We start from the raw sequence: 12,104 nt of genomic DNA, 5'->3' as shown, positions 1-12,104 counted from the left end.
CGACATCGACGCTACTCCAGCTAGGCACGGAAGCCAGCACTGACAGTGCGGCGGGGGCGATTTCGAGCCGACCTCCCGGTTGGGTCGGCACGGTCGGGGTATGGCCCCAGTGACGCGATGGGAGGCGGTGGACATGATGAAGGTGGTTTCCGAGACCTCGGCACCACACCAGACGGCCGTGGTCGCGCACCGTGTTGTTGTCGAGCTAGCCGCTGAGCTGCACGAATTGGGAATGCTCCGAGCGCTCGCCGACACGGTGTGCATGATGGCCGACGTCGCGCTCGATGCGATCCCGGACATCCGACTGGTGCTGAGCGAAGCGGCGACGGCACTGATGCTCGACGCGGTGCCCGGCTCGACCCTGGGCTGTGAGTTCACCTACAACCGGCGCCGGATCGGCGTCCGGATCGGCGCGGTGACGACACGAGATGTCGAGGTCAGCCGCGATCCGCTGAGCTGGCAGTTGGTGCGCATGCTGACCGATGCGGCCGAGCTGACCCGAGATCCTTTTGATCCCGTCGCGGGCGGGTACCCGACGGCCATCGAATTCAGTTGGGAGCGAGGAACATCCGATGCCATGTGAGTTCACGGACCGAACCGACACCGCTCGACGCTCGCAGTCGCGCGGCGACAGCTACGACAATATCGAGCCGTGGTTCGAGAAGATGGCCGCGCTCGCCGCGGGCGATCCGCACAGGAACGAGCTGCGCGAGGAAGTGCTGCGGCGGTGCCTGCCGTTGGCCGAGCACATCGCCCGCAAGTTCTCGGGTCGCGGCGAGGCCTTCGACGATCTGCACCAGATCGCCCGGGTCGGTTTGGTGCTCGCGGTCGATCGCTTCGACGTAGCGCGTGGCAGCTCGTTCCTGTCGTTCGCCGTTCCGACGATCATGGGTGAGGTGCGCAGGCACTTCCGGGACAACACCTGGGCGGTGCGCGTACCGCGCAGGCTCAAGGAGATTCAGCAGCTCATCGGACCCGCCACCGAAACATTGTCGAACCGGCTCGGCCGCGTGCCCACCGCGCGGGAGATCGCCGCCGAACTGGAGCTCGAGCTCGGCGAGGTCACCCAGGCGTTGATCGCGAGCAATGGATATCAGACCAAATCCATCGATGCCGTGGTCCGCGACGACGGCGAGAACGCTGCTCTGCCCGTCACCGCCGGACTCGGCGCGGAGGAGCCGTGCTACCGGCTGCTGGAGCAGTCGATGACGGTGCGCCCACTGATCGCCGCACTGCCCGAGCGGGAACGCCGGGTGCTGATCATGCGGTTCTTCGAATCGCTGACCCAGGCGCAGATCGCCGAACGGCTCGGCGTCTCGCAGATGCAGGTGTCGCGCATTCTCTCGAAGACGCTGAACACGTTGCGCGAGCAGGCACTGGGTGAGGAAGCCGTACAGGTGGCTTGATTTCCGGGACTAGGACACGTGCCCCGGCTTGAGGTCGGCCACGGCGTGATAGCGCAGCGGGGCGGTTTGCTGGGCGGGTGCGGAGGCGGCGACCGGTTCGATGAGCATGCCGACGTGATCGCCGAAATCGTGCCGTTCGAGGATGCGTGCGACAAACCAGCCAGCCGCGGCATCCAAGATCGGCTGTTCGGCCGGGCCCGCGTGCCACTTGCAATGCGCGAACTTGTTGATGTCGTCCCCGGTCTCGGCACCGAAAAGCGCCGCAAGCGAGGACTGTTCGCTGCCGAGCAGATGCACGACGAGGTAGTCGGCGCCCGACGCGACGCCGAAGGTGTAGTTGTTCTTGGAGATGCCGACCAGAAACCGCGGCGGTTCGATACTCACCTGCGAGGTGAAGCCGACCAGACAGCCCGCCTGACGGCCACCCGCGCGCGTGGTCACGACGAACACCGGGTAGTCGGCGGTGGCGATCACCGCGTCGAAACCCGAACGATCTGCTGTGGCGTTGTCCGACATGGTCCTCGCGCTCGGCTCGGCCGTTGCCCCTCCTCGCGCGGACGTGCGGCGCGGCTCGGGACCGCGGCAAGTGGGCAGTCCGTAACCCACATTACGAGACATCCCCGATTCGCACGTCCGCAGATCGGTGGACCGCCGGTCAGCGGGCGGAGGTGATGTCCGAGCGGAGTTTGAGGATGTTCGCCTTTTCGGCGAGGAGGCGCTCGATTCCGGCATCCAGCTGGCGGGTGCGCTCGTCGAGTTGCGCCAGCACGTCGTCGCGATCCTGGTCGGAGGCGCTTTGCGGGGCGGTGCAGGCGATGTGGATCAGCGTTGCCGCTTCCGACAGCGAGAGGCCGGAGGCGAGCAGGCAGCGAATATCGTGGACTGTCTTGACGTCCTCTTCGCGGTAATGCCGGTAGCCGTTGGGGTCGCGCCGCGGGGTCAGCACCCCGGCGTTCTCGTAATGCCGCAGCATGCGCGGGCTCGCACCGGTGATCCGGCTCAGATCGCTGATCCGCACTGACCTTCTCCTTGACATTGACGTTAGTGTCATACTTTACCTTGGCCGCATGACGAACGAACAGCGCCGACCGAACGTACTGCTCGTGGTCTCGCACCCCGATCACGACTCCGCCACCTGGGCTATCGCCCGAGCGGTCGAGCAAGGTATCCGAGCAGACGGAAGTACCACTGCCACAACGCATGACCTGACCGCCGTGGGATTCGATCCGGTGTACAACGCGGCGGATCTCGCGGTCCATCGACTGCTCGGGGATGTACCCGCCGACGTCGAGCGGGAGCACCGGTTGCTCGAGTCGGCCGATGTCGTCGTCGTCCTCTTTCCGGTGTACTGGTGGTCCATGCCCGCACTGGCGAAGGGCTGGATCGACCGGGTCTTCAGCCGTGGCTGGGCCTACGAGAACAGCGCGCACGGCGGCGGGAGTGCGATCAAAGAGCTGCACTTCGTCGCGGTGGCCGGCGTCGGGGAGGGCACCTACGAGCGCCGCGGCTACAAGGAATCCATGACCCTCCAGCTGCAACACGGCATCGCCGGATACTCCGCCATCCCCCACTCATCCATCGAATTCCTCTACGGCTCCGAAACCACGGACCCTGGCTTGCATGAGGAACTCGTCGCCCAGGGCTACAAGCTCGGCGCCGACCTGGCCCAGCGCGCCCAGGCCGCATTCGACGCAACGAACCCTGAGCGTGCGTAAGCGCTCCCGCGTTTCGCCGCCGCCGTGTGCCACTCGACCTCGCGGAAAAGTGCTCATTTGGTGAGCACTTAACTGGGGATGATGGCTTTATGAAGACATGCGACGCAGGGTTCATTTCCTTCACCGGCGCGGCGGAGTGGGAGGCTTGGCTGGCCGAAGAGCACGATCGGTCGACCGGGGTCTGGTTGCTGATCAGCAAGAAGGGCACGGCCGACCAGGGAATCACGATCGGTGCGGCGCTCGATGTCGCCCTGTGCTTCGGCTGGATCGATAGCCATCGCAAGGGCTACGACGAGCAGCACTACCTGCAACGCTATTCGCCCCGGCGACCGAAAAGCCCTTGGTCTCAGGTCAATGTCGAGAAGGCCGAGGCACTGATCGCCGCGGCGCGGATGCGCGAGCCCGGTCTCGCGGCGATCCGGGCGGCCGAGGCCGACGGGCGGTGGGCAAGCGCCTATCAGCGGCAGCGCGACGCCACCGTCCCACCCGATCTGGCCGCAGCGTTGGCCGCCGACGGCCGGGCGCTCGACCATTTCGAGCAACTGGACAGGACCCGGCAGTACGCTCTGTTCCTCCGGCTCATGAAGGCGCGCACGCCGGACAGCCGGGCCGCACGGGTGGCTCGGATCGTCGCGGACCTCGCGCGGGCGCGTTAGTGGCCTGAGACCTCTTCGGCGTCACCGTGTTCGGCCTGAGGCGCCGTAGGTCCGTCCTGCGATACCGTCACGTCGCCGTCGCGGGCGAGGGTGAGCATCGCCGTGGCGGATTCGCGCACGAGCATTTCCAGCTCATCGATGAGACCCATCACGATGCCCCGCATGTGTTCGTGCGTTGTGTCGGGACGGTCGAGATCATCTAGCACCGTGTGCAATTGGAGTCCGAAATCCAGCAAATGCCGCCGTAGCCGATCGTTACAGGCAACGAATTGCTGTATGTCGGGCCGGTTGGACTGAGCCGCCGACTCCCCTGCCCCGCGCGAACGGGTCGCGGCGCCGGTGGTCTGACCAGGCCTCCTTCTGGCACCAGGCATCTTGGTTCCTCCTGGATCAGCTCATCTAGGGGCGCGGTAGGGACGCCCGAGCATGGTGAATCGCGAGTCGAGTAGACATTTTATGGTTTAGCCGACCGGGACGCAGCTAACGCGCGTCTTCGGTTTCGGTCAGCCTGACCGACTCAGCCGATGTATCGCGTCCGGCGTCAGTTCTGTTGCGGGACTCGGGGTAATTGAAATGGGTCTGCTCCGGTTCGCTTCCGGTGTAGGAGCGGATCAACTCCGCGGCGAGAGTGGCGAGTTTGATATTGCGGTCCTGGGATGCCCGCCGCAAGATCTGGAACGCCTTTTCGCGGGAGCAGCGCTGCTGACCCATCAGGATGCCGAGCGCTTGGTCGATCAGCGAGCGGGACGCGAGCGCCGAGCGCAGTTGCTCGGTGAGTTCGGCCTGGCGAGCATTGTGGATCGCCGCGGACAGCAGCATGCCGGTATGCGAAGCGGTCAGCGCGATCGCTTGGCGCGCTTTGTCATCGAAGGCACGCGGACTCGTCGAGTACAGATTCAACGCGCCGATCGTTTCTCCGTCGGCGACCAGAGGATACGAGTAGATGGACCGGACACCATGCGCGAGCACCTGGGCCGGATAATTGCCCCACCGGTGTTCCTCGGTCACGTCCGGCACCGACACCGGCTGCCCGGTCTGAATGGCCTCCAAGCAGGGCCCCCGACCGCCGCCGTATTGGATCTCATCGACCACCGTGGCGTGCGCACCGCTCGACGCGACGGTCGCCACGTCGCCGCCGCGGGTCAAGGTGACTCCGGCCATCGGGCGGCCGGGCAATATCCGCGACGTGGTGGCGGCGATTTCGCCCAGTGATTCCTCGATATCCGCCGTCGACAACAGCACCGCTGTCAGCTCCGAAAGCCCGGAGGCGAATTCGTCGACAGCGAACGTATCCTCTGTCATCGTTATCACCCCTTGTGACCGACTCGCGACCCACCGATCTGTTACTTGTATAACGGCGGTTCCGAGCCGGATGTTCCACTCGCAGTCGCCCTTTGACGGCACCAAAACTCCCTCGACCGCAGGATGATAGATCCAGAACGGCTCGCTTCGCACCCGAAACACTCGAGCTGACAGCGCGCGGAAGCATTGCCATTACTCGCGCCGACCTACCCGGTGCAAGACTCGGGGACATGAGATGGGCGGTGGCGGAGACGGGCGATGGCGGTGCGCGTCTGTGTCCACTCGATCCCGACGGTAGGCCCGCGGGACCAGTGCTGCGCGAACGATCGCTCGTCGAGGCGGTGCGTGCACGCCCGGAGGTCGAACGGTGGGTCTGGCGATCCACCGCCGACATCTACCGACGCTTGCTGGCGGCGGGCGTCCGGGTCGAGCGCTGCTACGACGTGCAGGCCGCGGAGGCCTTGCTGATCGGCCACGAGGAGGGCCAATCGGGCCAGGCCCGCTCGCTGGCGGCGGCCTGGGCTCGACTGCACAACCTGCCCGTTCCGCCGGACGCGCCCGCGCGGGCCGCCGAGACCCAGCCCTCGTTGTTCGAGTCGGGTCCGGTACCGCTGCCGCCCGGCACGGACGAATTCACCGCGCTACTGGAGGTTTACGCGGGACAGATCGCCCGTACGGCGCAGACCGAACATCCGGAGCGGATGCGGCTGCTCCTTGCCGCCGAGTCGGCGGGCATGCTGGTGGCCGCGGAGATGTCGCGAGCCGGTATCCCGTGGCGCGCGGACGTGCACCGCGAGTTGCTGGACAAGCTGCTGGGTGAGCGCTTTCCGGGCGGGCTGGAACCGCGCCGGATGACCGAGTTGGCCGACGAGGTGTCGCGGGCCTTCGGGGCAGGCGTGCGGGTCCGGCCAGATCTGCCCAACGACATCATCAGAGCCTTCGCCCGCGCCGGAATCCCGTTGTCCTCCACCCGGAAATGGGAGCTCCAGCAGATCGATCACCCCGCGGTGGCGCCACTGCTGGCCTACAAGTCGCTCTACCGCCTCTACACCGCCCACGGCTGGTCCTGGCTCGAGCAGTGGGTACACGACGGTCGCTTCCGTCCCGAATATTTGCCCGGCGGAACGGTTTCCGGCCGCTGGACCACCAACGGTGGCGGCGCCCTGCAAATCCCCAAGGTGATCCGGCAAGCGATACGCGCCGACCCCGGCTGGTCGCTGGTGGTCGCCGACGCCGACCAGATGGAGCCGCGCGTACTCGCCGCGGTCTCCCGCGACCCAGGACTGATGGAGGTGGCGGGCCGCGGCGACGATCTGTACGCCGATCTGGCGGCGCGCGCCTTCGACGGCGACCGCGCCCAAGCCAAAATCGCCCTACTGGGTGCCATTTACGGTCAGACCTCAGGCGACGCCCGCACGCACATGGCCGAACTGCGCCGCCGTTATCCGGCCGCGGTGGCCTATGTCGACGACGCGGCTCGCGCCGGTGAGGAAGGTCGCCTGGTACGCACCTGGCTGGGTCGCACCTGCCCGCCGCTGTCCGTGGTATCGCCGGACCAGGCGGACCCAGCCCAGGAGGAGGTCGGTCGGTATGGCAGCACCGCCGCGGCCCGCGCTCGTGGCCGCTTCACCCGTAACTTCGTGATCCAAGGCAGCGCCGCCGACTGGGCATTACTGGTACTGGCGGGCCTGCGTCATGCGATGACTCGGGCCGGGCTTCGCGCCGAACTGGTTTTCTTCCAGCACGACGAGGTCATCGTGCACTGCCCGGCCGAGGAGGCGGCGACGGTCGCGGAAGCGATCGCAACCGCCGCGGAAACCGCGGGCCGGATCGCCTTCGGTCCGACACCGGTGCGGTTCCCGTTCACGACAGCGGTGGTGGAGTGCTACTGGGACGCGAAGTAGGGGGCACGTCCCGGCGGCGAATCGGCGGCTGGAGCCGAGGCCGCCCGGAGACCTCGCAGGCTTCTCCGGGCAGCATCGGTATCCGAGACGGCGGGAGGGCGCCCGCCACCGGTGAGCCATGAGCCACGGACGCCTCCGTGCCCACTCGGACCGAAATCCAGTGATCCACCGGTAGTTCGAACGCTACTGACCGTATGGCCCTCTACGGAACAGCCTTTCGACAAATTAGGGGAATTTGTCTACTTGCAGTACGAAATATGCAATCTGTACACCTTCAGATGGAGGGCCGCATCCGCAACAGGGCGGGCAGGTCCTGGCGTGTGTCGGGTCGATTCTCCGTTCGGTCGCTTGGGCCACAGAGCGATCGGTGCCTCGTCGGCGCTGCGAGTTGCGACTTCAAGCCGGTGCCTGGCACTGTTCATACAGGTGGGAAGACCGAAGGAACATGCAGTGGAACAACGGAATTCGAGCAACACGACCGTGCTGTCGATCGGACTGCACCCCAGCGCAGTCGACTACAGCCGCTACCCGGAAATCGACGAAGCGACCCTCACCGCACGCATCCAGGCGGGCGAGGCCGCGCTCCGGGACGCCGGATTCGACATCGTGTCGTGCCAGGTGCCCGCGGACCCCGACGCAGCCGAGACGAAGCTGCGCGAGTGCGCTTCGGGTGGGTCGTTGCGGGTCGCGATGATCGGTGCGGGCGTACGCATGGCCGCCGAGCACACCCTGCTGTTCGAACGTCTCGTGAACGTGGTCACCGAGATCGCACCCGGAATCCGGTTTTGTTTCAACACTTCACCGGAGACGACCATCGACGCCCTGCGCCGCTGGGTACAACCCACCGACCGCTGAGCATCGGCCCTGGTGGCTGACTGAACTCGTTGCTGGAGTTGCTGTCTCACACTGGTTCACGACTCGGCATCAGGCTGATGCGCCGCCAGTTCGCTGCGGCGGGCGAGCACTTTGGTCCCCGGCCCCGATGCCGCACCCGGGCCGGACAGGGCCGTCACACTGGTCGCGGTCACCGGTTCGGCGCACTCCGAGCAGCAGACCTGCGGGGTGAACTGGTGTCCGCAGTCCTGGTGCACCAAGCGCACCGGCGGGCCACCCGGCGGCGTGGCCCACTTGTCACCCCAAGCCATCAGCGCCATCAGCACGGGGACGAGTTCCCGCCCGGCCGCGGTGAGGTGATACTCGTGGCGCAGCGGTCGTTCCTGATACGCCCGGCGCTCCACGATGCCGGCGGCGACCAGCGCTTCGAATCGTCGAGTGAGCAGGTTACGGGAGATGCCGAGGTTCTCGGCGATGTCGTCGAATCGGTGCAGACCGAGGTAGAGGTCGCGCACGATCAGCGGCGACCACCATTCCCCGACCCGCTCCAGGGACTGCCCGATCGAGCAGTGCATCTCCGCGAAGCTGGTCCTGTGCATGCTTGCCAGTGTAGAGGGTTGATTCATTGAACTTACTCGGGATACGGTAGCCAAGCCAGAGAGTTCAATGAAAGGACTAATGCATGCCGTTCGTGGAATTGTTCGTTCCCAAGGGCTCACTCGACCAGGAGCGCCGGGAAAAGATCGGCGGGCAACTGGTGTCGGAGGTGATGCTCGCCGAGGGCGCGCCGGACACCGAGGCGGCCCGGGCCATCTCGTGGCTGGTGGTGAACGAGATCGACGCCTGGTTCGTCGGCGGTCGGCAGCTCCCCACCGGAGATAGTCCGAAATACATGGTGCGAGTTGGGGTTCCGGCCGGCTCGATGAACGACGACAAGCGCCGCGACATCGTGCGCCGCGTCAACCGGGTGCTGGCCGACGCGGACGAAGACCCGGCGCGTTTCGCCGACGCCGCCACCGCGTGGGTGCACATCAACGAAATCCCGGAAGGCAATTGGGGAGCACGCGGGGAAATCGTGCGGATCGAGGACATCGTCGCGTTGGTGTCCGGCTAGACAGTCCAACGGGCGGGCACCTCGAAGGTGTCCGCCCGCTTCGGGCGCTGCCGCCGCGACGGGGACCACGGCACGGCACGCCGAGATGGTTCACCGCAATCCCCGCAGCCCCCGAGTGGTGAGCCAGCGGACGAGGCGTGCACATCTGCGCGCAGCTGACCTCCCCCCGATCGGCGGGGTTGTTCGACCGTGCCATCCTGCAAAGCGGCTCCTGCCTCACTCGAGTGCCGACCTTCGCCGGACGCGACGGCGCTGTGCACATGAGCACGGACGACTTCTGGGTCCCGGTGTCAGACGACGAGACCACCGGCGTGACACTCGCCGCCGCGCTCCAGTGCACCGGCCCGGACACGATCAACTGCTTGCGCGGCAAGAACCCCAACGACGTGATCAGTGCCCGATAACGGTGACGCAGGCCTGGCCGTCGCCATCCATGGACACCGATCGGGTCTTCGCCTGCCCGCAACTCGCCACCAGCCGCGCGCTGGCCACCCGAACTCCAACCTACGGTTTCGAGTTCGTCGACCCCGATGCACCAACCCTCGTCCCCTACTACAGCGCACGCCCGGCCGGTGCGGCCCACACCCGCCCCCCAAGGCAACGGCCCAGTCGACGCCTGGACAACCCACCACTGCGACTTCTGGTCTAGCCAACAACACAGCAACTGACCCAGAACAAACCACCACAGAGAGGCATGCGTACGTTGCCAGCGTTAGTCGCTGGTACTACGTCCAGCCCACACACCAGGGCCCAGACGCGCGCGCGACCGCTTCGATGCTTTCGCACTTCCCGGTGAAATCAGCGAGTAAATAGCGACCGGGCCCCGATCGGGGCCAGGTTCTCTACCCGACCACGCTGCTCAGCAGCGGTTTTGTGGGGCGGGCGGGGCTCGAACCCGCGACCAATGGATTATGAGTCCACGGCTCTAACCGACTGAGCTACCGCCCCTCTTCTGCGGGGTGAACCGCAGGCGTGGGGGATGCTACCGGCTGGGGCGGTGCTTACACCACTTGGACCCGGCGTGGTGGTTAGGGTGGGAGCGTCCCGCAACCGTTCTGGAGGGTCGGCCATGGCGAATGTGTTCGCGAAAGTGCTCGAGGTGCATCAGTGGGTGTATGAGAAGAGTGGCGGGTTGGTGGGGCATCGACTGCTGTTCGGGAATCCGACGTTGCTGCTGCGGACGGTGGGGCGCAAGACGGGGCAGCCGCGGACGTCGGCGCTGACGTACGGCAAGGACGGGGCGGACTACTTGGTGACGGCGTCCAATGGGGGTTCGCCGCGACCGCCGGGATGGCTGGCGAATCTGAAAGCGCGGCCGGAGTGTGAGATTCAGATCGGGCGGCGCAAGGTGCGGGTGGTTGCGCGGCCTACCTATCCGGACGATCCGGAGTATGCGCGTCGGTTCGCGATTGTCGACAAGGTGAACAAGGGTCGCTACAGCGCCTATCAGAAGCGGACCAAGCGACCCATCGCAGTGGTGGTGCTGTCACCGATCGGCTGAGCCCTATCGGCATCGGCTGAGCCTATCGGTCGCGCTCGTCATCGTCGTCGCGCTCATTCCAGCGGCCGCGGTAGTCATCGGGATCGTCCCTGTCCCAACGACTCTCGTCGGCCGGGGGTCTGCTGGCGATTTGCACGACAACAACGACGACGGCGAGTACTAGCAGAACCACACCCACAACGATCAGAGTCTCCACCCAGGGCACCCTAGCGCTGAGCCAGGGTGCCCGCTAGAGCCTCGATCGAACGGTCTCAGACAGCAGAGTCCACGGTCAGCAACGTGCGCCCCAGTGCGGTCCTGGATTCGATGGCGGCGTGGGCGCGTTCGGCCTCGTCGAGCGAAAAGGTTTGGCCGATCACGACTTCCAGCCGCCCCGCCGCGGCCTCGGCGAAGGCGCGCTCGGCCAGTCCTATCCAGTCGGTGTTGCTGTCGGTGACGTCGAACAGACCGTCCACCGCGATGCCACGGGACGCGGCCACCTCGCGGTCCGGCGCGGCGAATTCGCCTGCGGCGGCCCCATATCCGAGGAAGCGGCCGTTGTCGGCGACGGCGTCGAAGGCCGCTTCGCCCAGCGCACCGCCTGCGCCGTCCAGCACCACGGCCACGCCCGCGCCGCCGGTCGCCGCCCGGGCCGTGTCCGACCAGCCGGGCGCGGAGTAGTCGACGACGACTTCAGCACCGAGACGCTCCGCCAGCGCCAGTTTGGTCCGGCCACGCGCCGCGGCGATCACGTGCGCGCCCGCCGTGTGGGCGAGTTGGATCAACAAGGTGCCCAATCCGCCGCCCGCGGCGGTGATCAGCACCCACTCCCCCGCCTTTATCGCGGCGCGGTCGAACACCGCCAGCGCGGTTTTCCCATCATGGGTGAGCGCGACAGCCTGCAACAGGCTCAGTCCCTCGGGCACGACGGTCAGCGTCGCGGCCCTGGCAAGCGCTTTCTCGGCATATCCGCCGATCGGTTGACCGCCACTGATCCTGCTGGCGGCGGTCGCGGTGGCGACGCGCTTACCCACCCAGGACTGATCGACCTCAGCGCCCACCTCTACGACTACCCCGGCGACCGCGCCGCCCGGGACGTAGGGCGTCTGCAATTCGAAGAAGTCGACACCCCAACCGCTGCGCAACCGGGTGTCCAAGAACATGACATCGGCGGCCGCCACCCGCACCACCACCTCGCCCGGTCCGGCCGCCGGATCCGGCACCTCACGCACCGTAAGCACTTCCGGCCCACCGAATTCCACCGCTTGCACAACCCGCATCACGAACCTCCATCGCTTCCATGTCTCGGCCGACTGGGACCAGCATGGAACCTGAAGAGGCGTTGAGGTCAAGCGGTCAGGAACCGCCTCCACCGCAGCCGCCGCTGCTACCTCCGCCGCCGCAACTACTGCTGCTTCCACCCCCGCAGCCACTGCTACTTCCACCGCTGTCGTGATGACCACCACCACAGCTGCTCGAGTCGGTACCGGCGAACCCGGTGGCACCGGCAGCCCAGTACGGGCCCCGCCGGGTTCCGCCGCCATACCGGCGGCGGGGACCACCACCGCGCCTGTTGCGGCGCGCCCCGACTATCGCGCCGATGATCAAGAACGGCGTGGCGATGACCACCAGCACCACCCCCACGATGACCAGGAGCAGGACAACCTCACCCATCCATGAACCGTAGCGGCCC

General features: G+C 66.6%; 18 protein-coding genes and 1 tRNA gene. 11 read left to right on the top strand and 8 right to left on the bottom strand.

Going from position 1 to position 12,104, the window contains the following annotated elements:
• The first annotated feature begins 100 nt into the window (after positions 1–100).
• Together ACFK0J_RS10830 and ACFK0J_RS10825 are read left to right on the top strand one after the other, a co-directional pair.
• Positions 101–583, top strand: coding sequence for an anti-sigma factor (locus ACFK0J_RS10830; protein ID WP_378738983.1), 483 nt, complete (start codon positions 101–103; stop codon positions 581–583).
• Positions 573–1,406 carry an RNA polymerase sigma factor SigF gene (locus ACFK0J_RS10825; protein WP_378738981.1) on the top strand — a complete coding sequence of 278 codons (834 nt, stop codon included), beginning with the start codon at positions 573–575 and terminating at the stop codon, positions 1,404–1,406. Before ACFK0J_RS10830 ends, ACFK0J_RS10825 begins: the two co-directional genes overlap by 11 nt.
• A 9-nt stretch (positions 1,407–1,415) precedes the next feature.
• Here ACFK0J_RS10825 and ACFK0J_RS10820 read toward each other — a convergent pair whose 3' ends face one another.
• Both ACFK0J_RS10820 and ACFK0J_RS10815 read right to left on the bottom strand, forming a co-directional pair.
• Entirely contained in the window at positions 1,416–1,922 is a 507-nt protein-coding gene (locus ACFK0J_RS10820) for a flavin reductase family protein (RefSeq protein WP_378738979.1), read from the bottom strand.
• A 139-nt stretch (positions 1,923–2,061) separates the two neighbouring features.
• The gene (locus tag ACFK0J_RS10815) at positions 2,062–2,424 is read right to left on the bottom strand and encodes a MerR family transcriptional regulator (protein WP_378738977.1); all 363 of its coding nucleotides are present in this window, start codon (positions 2,422–2,424) and stop codon (positions 2,062–2,064) included.
• A gap of 49 nt (positions 2,425–2,473) precedes the next feature.
• On the opposite strand from ACFK0J_RS10815, the gene ACFK0J_RS10810 reads away from it, so the two are divergent.
• Positions 2,474–3,121, top strand: a complete 648-nt coding sequence (locus ACFK0J_RS10810; RefSeq protein ID WP_378738975.1) for an NAD(P)H-dependent oxidoreductase — start codon at positions 2,474–2,476, stop codon at positions 3,119–3,121.
• A gap of 89 nt (positions 3,122–3,210) precedes the next feature.
• Positions 3,211–3,777 (top strand): YdeI family protein, encoded by a 567-nt coding sequence (locus ACFK0J_RS10805; RefSeq protein ID WP_378738972.1) that lies wholly within the window; start codon positions 3,211–3,213, stop codon positions 3,775–3,777.
• Here ACFK0J_RS10805 and ACFK0J_RS10800 read toward each other — a convergent pair.
• Together ACFK0J_RS10800 and ACFK0J_RS10795 are read right to left on the bottom strand one after the other, a co-directional pair.
• Positions 3,774–3,983 carry a hypothetical protein gene (locus tag ACFK0J_RS10800; protein ID WP_378738970.1) on the bottom strand — a complete coding sequence of 70 codons (210 nt, stop codon included), beginning with the start codon at positions 3,981–3,983 and terminating at the stop codon, positions 3,774–3,776. The two genes, ACFK0J_RS10805 and ACFK0J_RS10800, sit on opposite strands and share 4 nt — an antisense overlap.
• Before the next feature lie 274 nt (positions 3,984–4,257).
• Positions 4,258–5,079 carry a GAF and ANTAR domain-containing protein gene (locus ACFK0J_RS10795; RefSeq protein ID WP_378738968.1) on the bottom strand — a complete coding sequence of 274 codons (822 nt, stop codon included), beginning with the start codon at positions 5,077–5,079 and terminating at the stop codon, positions 4,258–4,260.
• 230 nt (positions 5,080–5,309) lie between these two features.
• Between ACFK0J_RS10795 and ACFK0J_RS10790 the strand changes: the two genes are divergently transcribed.
• Together ACFK0J_RS10790 and ACFK0J_RS10785 are read left to right on the top strand one after the other, a co-directional pair.
• A complete protein-coding gene (locus tag ACFK0J_RS10790) occupies positions 5,310–6,983 on the top strand; it encodes a bifunctional 3'-5' exonuclease/DNA polymerase (RefSeq protein ID WP_378738966.1) in 1,674 nt (557 codons plus the stop codon).
• Positions 6,984–7,433: 450 nt separating this feature from the next.
• A complete protein-coding gene (locus ACFK0J_RS10785; RefSeq protein WP_378738964.1) occupies positions 7,434–7,838 on the top strand; it encodes a hypothetical protein in 405 nt (134 codons plus the stop codon).
• A 56-nt stretch (positions 7,839–7,894) separates the two neighbouring features.
• Here ACFK0J_RS10785 and ACFK0J_RS10780 read toward each other — a convergent pair whose 3' ends face one another.
• Complete coding sequence (locus tag ACFK0J_RS10780) at positions 7,895–8,416, bottom strand: winged helix-turn-helix transcriptional regulator (RefSeq protein ID WP_378738962.1); 522 nt, start codon at positions 8,414–8,416, stop codon at positions 7,895–7,897.
• A gap of 83 nt (positions 8,417–8,499) precedes the next feature.
• Between ACFK0J_RS10780 and ACFK0J_RS10775 the strand changes: the two genes are divergently transcribed.
• From ACFK0J_RS10775 to ACFK0J_RS10765, 3 genes are all read left to right on the top strand, one after another.
• Positions 8,500–8,931, top strand: a complete 432-nt coding sequence (locus ACFK0J_RS10775; protein ID WP_378738960.1) for a 4-oxalocrotonate tautomerase family protein — start codon at positions 8,500–8,502, stop codon at positions 8,929–8,931.
• 260 nt (positions 8,932–9,191) lie between these two features.
• A complete protein-coding gene (locus ACFK0J_RS10770) occupies positions 9,192–9,335 on the top strand; it encodes a hypothetical protein (RefSeq protein ID WP_378738958.1) in 144 nt (47 codons plus the stop codon).
• A 29-nt stretch (positions 9,336–9,364) separates the two neighbouring features.
• The gene (locus ACFK0J_RS10765; protein WP_378738956.1) at positions 9,365–9,580 is read left to right on the top strand and encodes a hypothetical protein; all 216 of its coding nucleotides are present in this window, start codon (positions 9,365–9,367) and stop codon (positions 9,578–9,580) included.
• 225 nt (positions 9,581–9,805) lie between these two features.
• Here ACFK0J_RS10765 and ACFK0J_RS10760 read toward each other — a convergent pair.
• Positions 9,806–9,879 (bottom strand) — tRNA-Ile (locus ACFK0J_RS10760).
• Between the two features lie 121 nt (positions 9,880–10,000).
• Between ACFK0J_RS10760 and ACFK0J_RS10755 the strand changes: the two genes are divergently transcribed.
• Positions 10,001–10,432 (top strand): nitroreductase family deazaflavin-dependent oxidoreductase, encoded by a 432-nt coding sequence (locus ACFK0J_RS10755; RefSeq protein WP_378738954.1) that lies wholly within the window; start codon positions 10,001–10,003, stop codon positions 10,430–10,432.
• A 22-nt stretch (positions 10,433–10,454) separates the two neighbouring features.
• Here ACFK0J_RS10755 and ACFK0J_RS10750 read toward each other — a convergent pair whose 3' ends face one another.
• Together ACFK0J_RS10750 and ACFK0J_RS10745 are read right to left on the bottom strand one after the other, a co-directional pair.
• Positions 10,455–10,628 carry a hypothetical protein gene (locus ACFK0J_RS10750; protein ID WP_378738952.1) on the bottom strand — a complete coding sequence of 58 codons (174 nt, stop codon included), beginning with the start codon at positions 10,626–10,628 and terminating at the stop codon, positions 10,455–10,457.
• A 55-nt stretch (positions 10,629–10,683) separates the two neighbouring features.
• Positions 10,684–11,691: a zinc-binding dehydrogenase gene (locus ACFK0J_RS10745; RefSeq protein ID WP_378738950.1), complete on the bottom strand. Its 1,008-nt coding sequence runs from the start codon at positions 11,689–11,691 to the stop codon at positions 10,684–10,686.
• A 175-nt stretch (positions 11,692–11,866) separates the two neighbouring features.
• Between ACFK0J_RS10745 and ACFK0J_RS10740 the strand changes: the two genes are divergently transcribed.
• A complete protein-coding gene (locus ACFK0J_RS10740) occupies positions 11,867–12,091 on the top strand; it encodes a hypothetical protein (RefSeq protein ID WP_378738947.1) in 225 nt (74 codons plus the stop codon).
• Positions 12,092–12,104 lie beyond the last annotated feature (13 nt).

The sequence above is a fragment of the Nocardia brasiliensis genome, assembly GCF_042691675.1.
GTDB classification, from domain to species: Bacteria; Actinomycetota; Actinomycetes; order Mycobacteriales; family Mycobacteriaceae; genus Nocardia; species Nocardia brasiliensis_D.
Note: the sequence above shows the minus strand (reverse complement) of the source record. Positions and strands in the feature narration are given on the sequence as shown.

Coding starts and splice junctions, on each gene's coding strand:
- ACFK0J_RS10830 (WP_378738983.1), top strand. CDS start 101: ATGGCCCCAGTGACGCGATGGGAGGCGGTGGACATGATGAAGGTGGTT.
- ACFK0J_RS10825 (WP_378738981.1), top strand. CDS start 573: ATGCCATGTGAGTTCACGGACCGAACCGACACCGCTCGACGCTCGCAG.
- ACFK0J_RS10820 (WP_378738979.1), bottom strand. CDS start 1,922: ATGTCGGACAACGCCACAGCAGATCGTTCGGGTTTCGACGCGGTGATC.
- ACFK0J_RS10810 (WP_378738975.1), top strand. CDS start 2,474: ATGACGAACGAACAGCGCCGACCGAACGTACTGCTCGTGGTCTCGCAC.
- ACFK0J_RS10805 (WP_378738972.1), top strand. CDS start 3,211: ATGAAGACATGCGACGCAGGGTTCATTTCCTTCACCGGCGCGGCGGAG.
- ACFK0J_RS10795 (WP_378738968.1), bottom strand. CDS start 5,079: ATGACAGAGGATACGTTCGCTGTCGACGAATTCGCCTCCGGGCTTTCG.
- ACFK0J_RS10790 (WP_378738966.1), top strand. CDS start 5,310: ATGAGATGGGCGGTGGCGGAGACGGGCGATGGCGGTGCGCGTCTGTGT.
- ACFK0J_RS10780 (WP_378738962.1), bottom strand. CDS start 8,416: ATGCACAGGACCAGCTTCGCGGAGATGCACTGCTCGATCGGGCAGTCC.
- ACFK0J_RS10775 (WP_378738960.1), top strand. CDS start 8,500: ATGCCGTTCGTGGAATTGTTCGTTCCCAAGGGCTCACTCGACCAGGAG.
- ACFK0J_RS10770 (WP_378738958.1), top strand. CDS start 9,192: ATGAGCACGGACGACTTCTGGGTCCCGGTGTCAGACGACGAGACCACC.
- ACFK0J_RS10765 (WP_378738956.1), top strand. CDS start 9,365: ATGGACACCGATCGGGTCTTCGCCTGCCCGCAACTCGCCACCAGCCGC.
- ACFK0J_RS10755 (WP_378738954.1), top strand. CDS start 10,001: ATGGCGAATGTGTTCGCGAAAGTGCTCGAGGTGCATCAGTGGGTGTAT.
- ACFK0J_RS10745 (WP_378738950.1), bottom strand. CDS start 11,691: ATGCGGGTTGTGCAAGCGGTGGAATTCGGTGGGCCGGAAGTGCTTACG.
- ACFK0J_RS10740 (WP_378738947.1), top strand. CDS start 11,867: ATGACCACCACCACAGCTGCTCGAGTCGGTACCGGCGAACCCGGTGGC.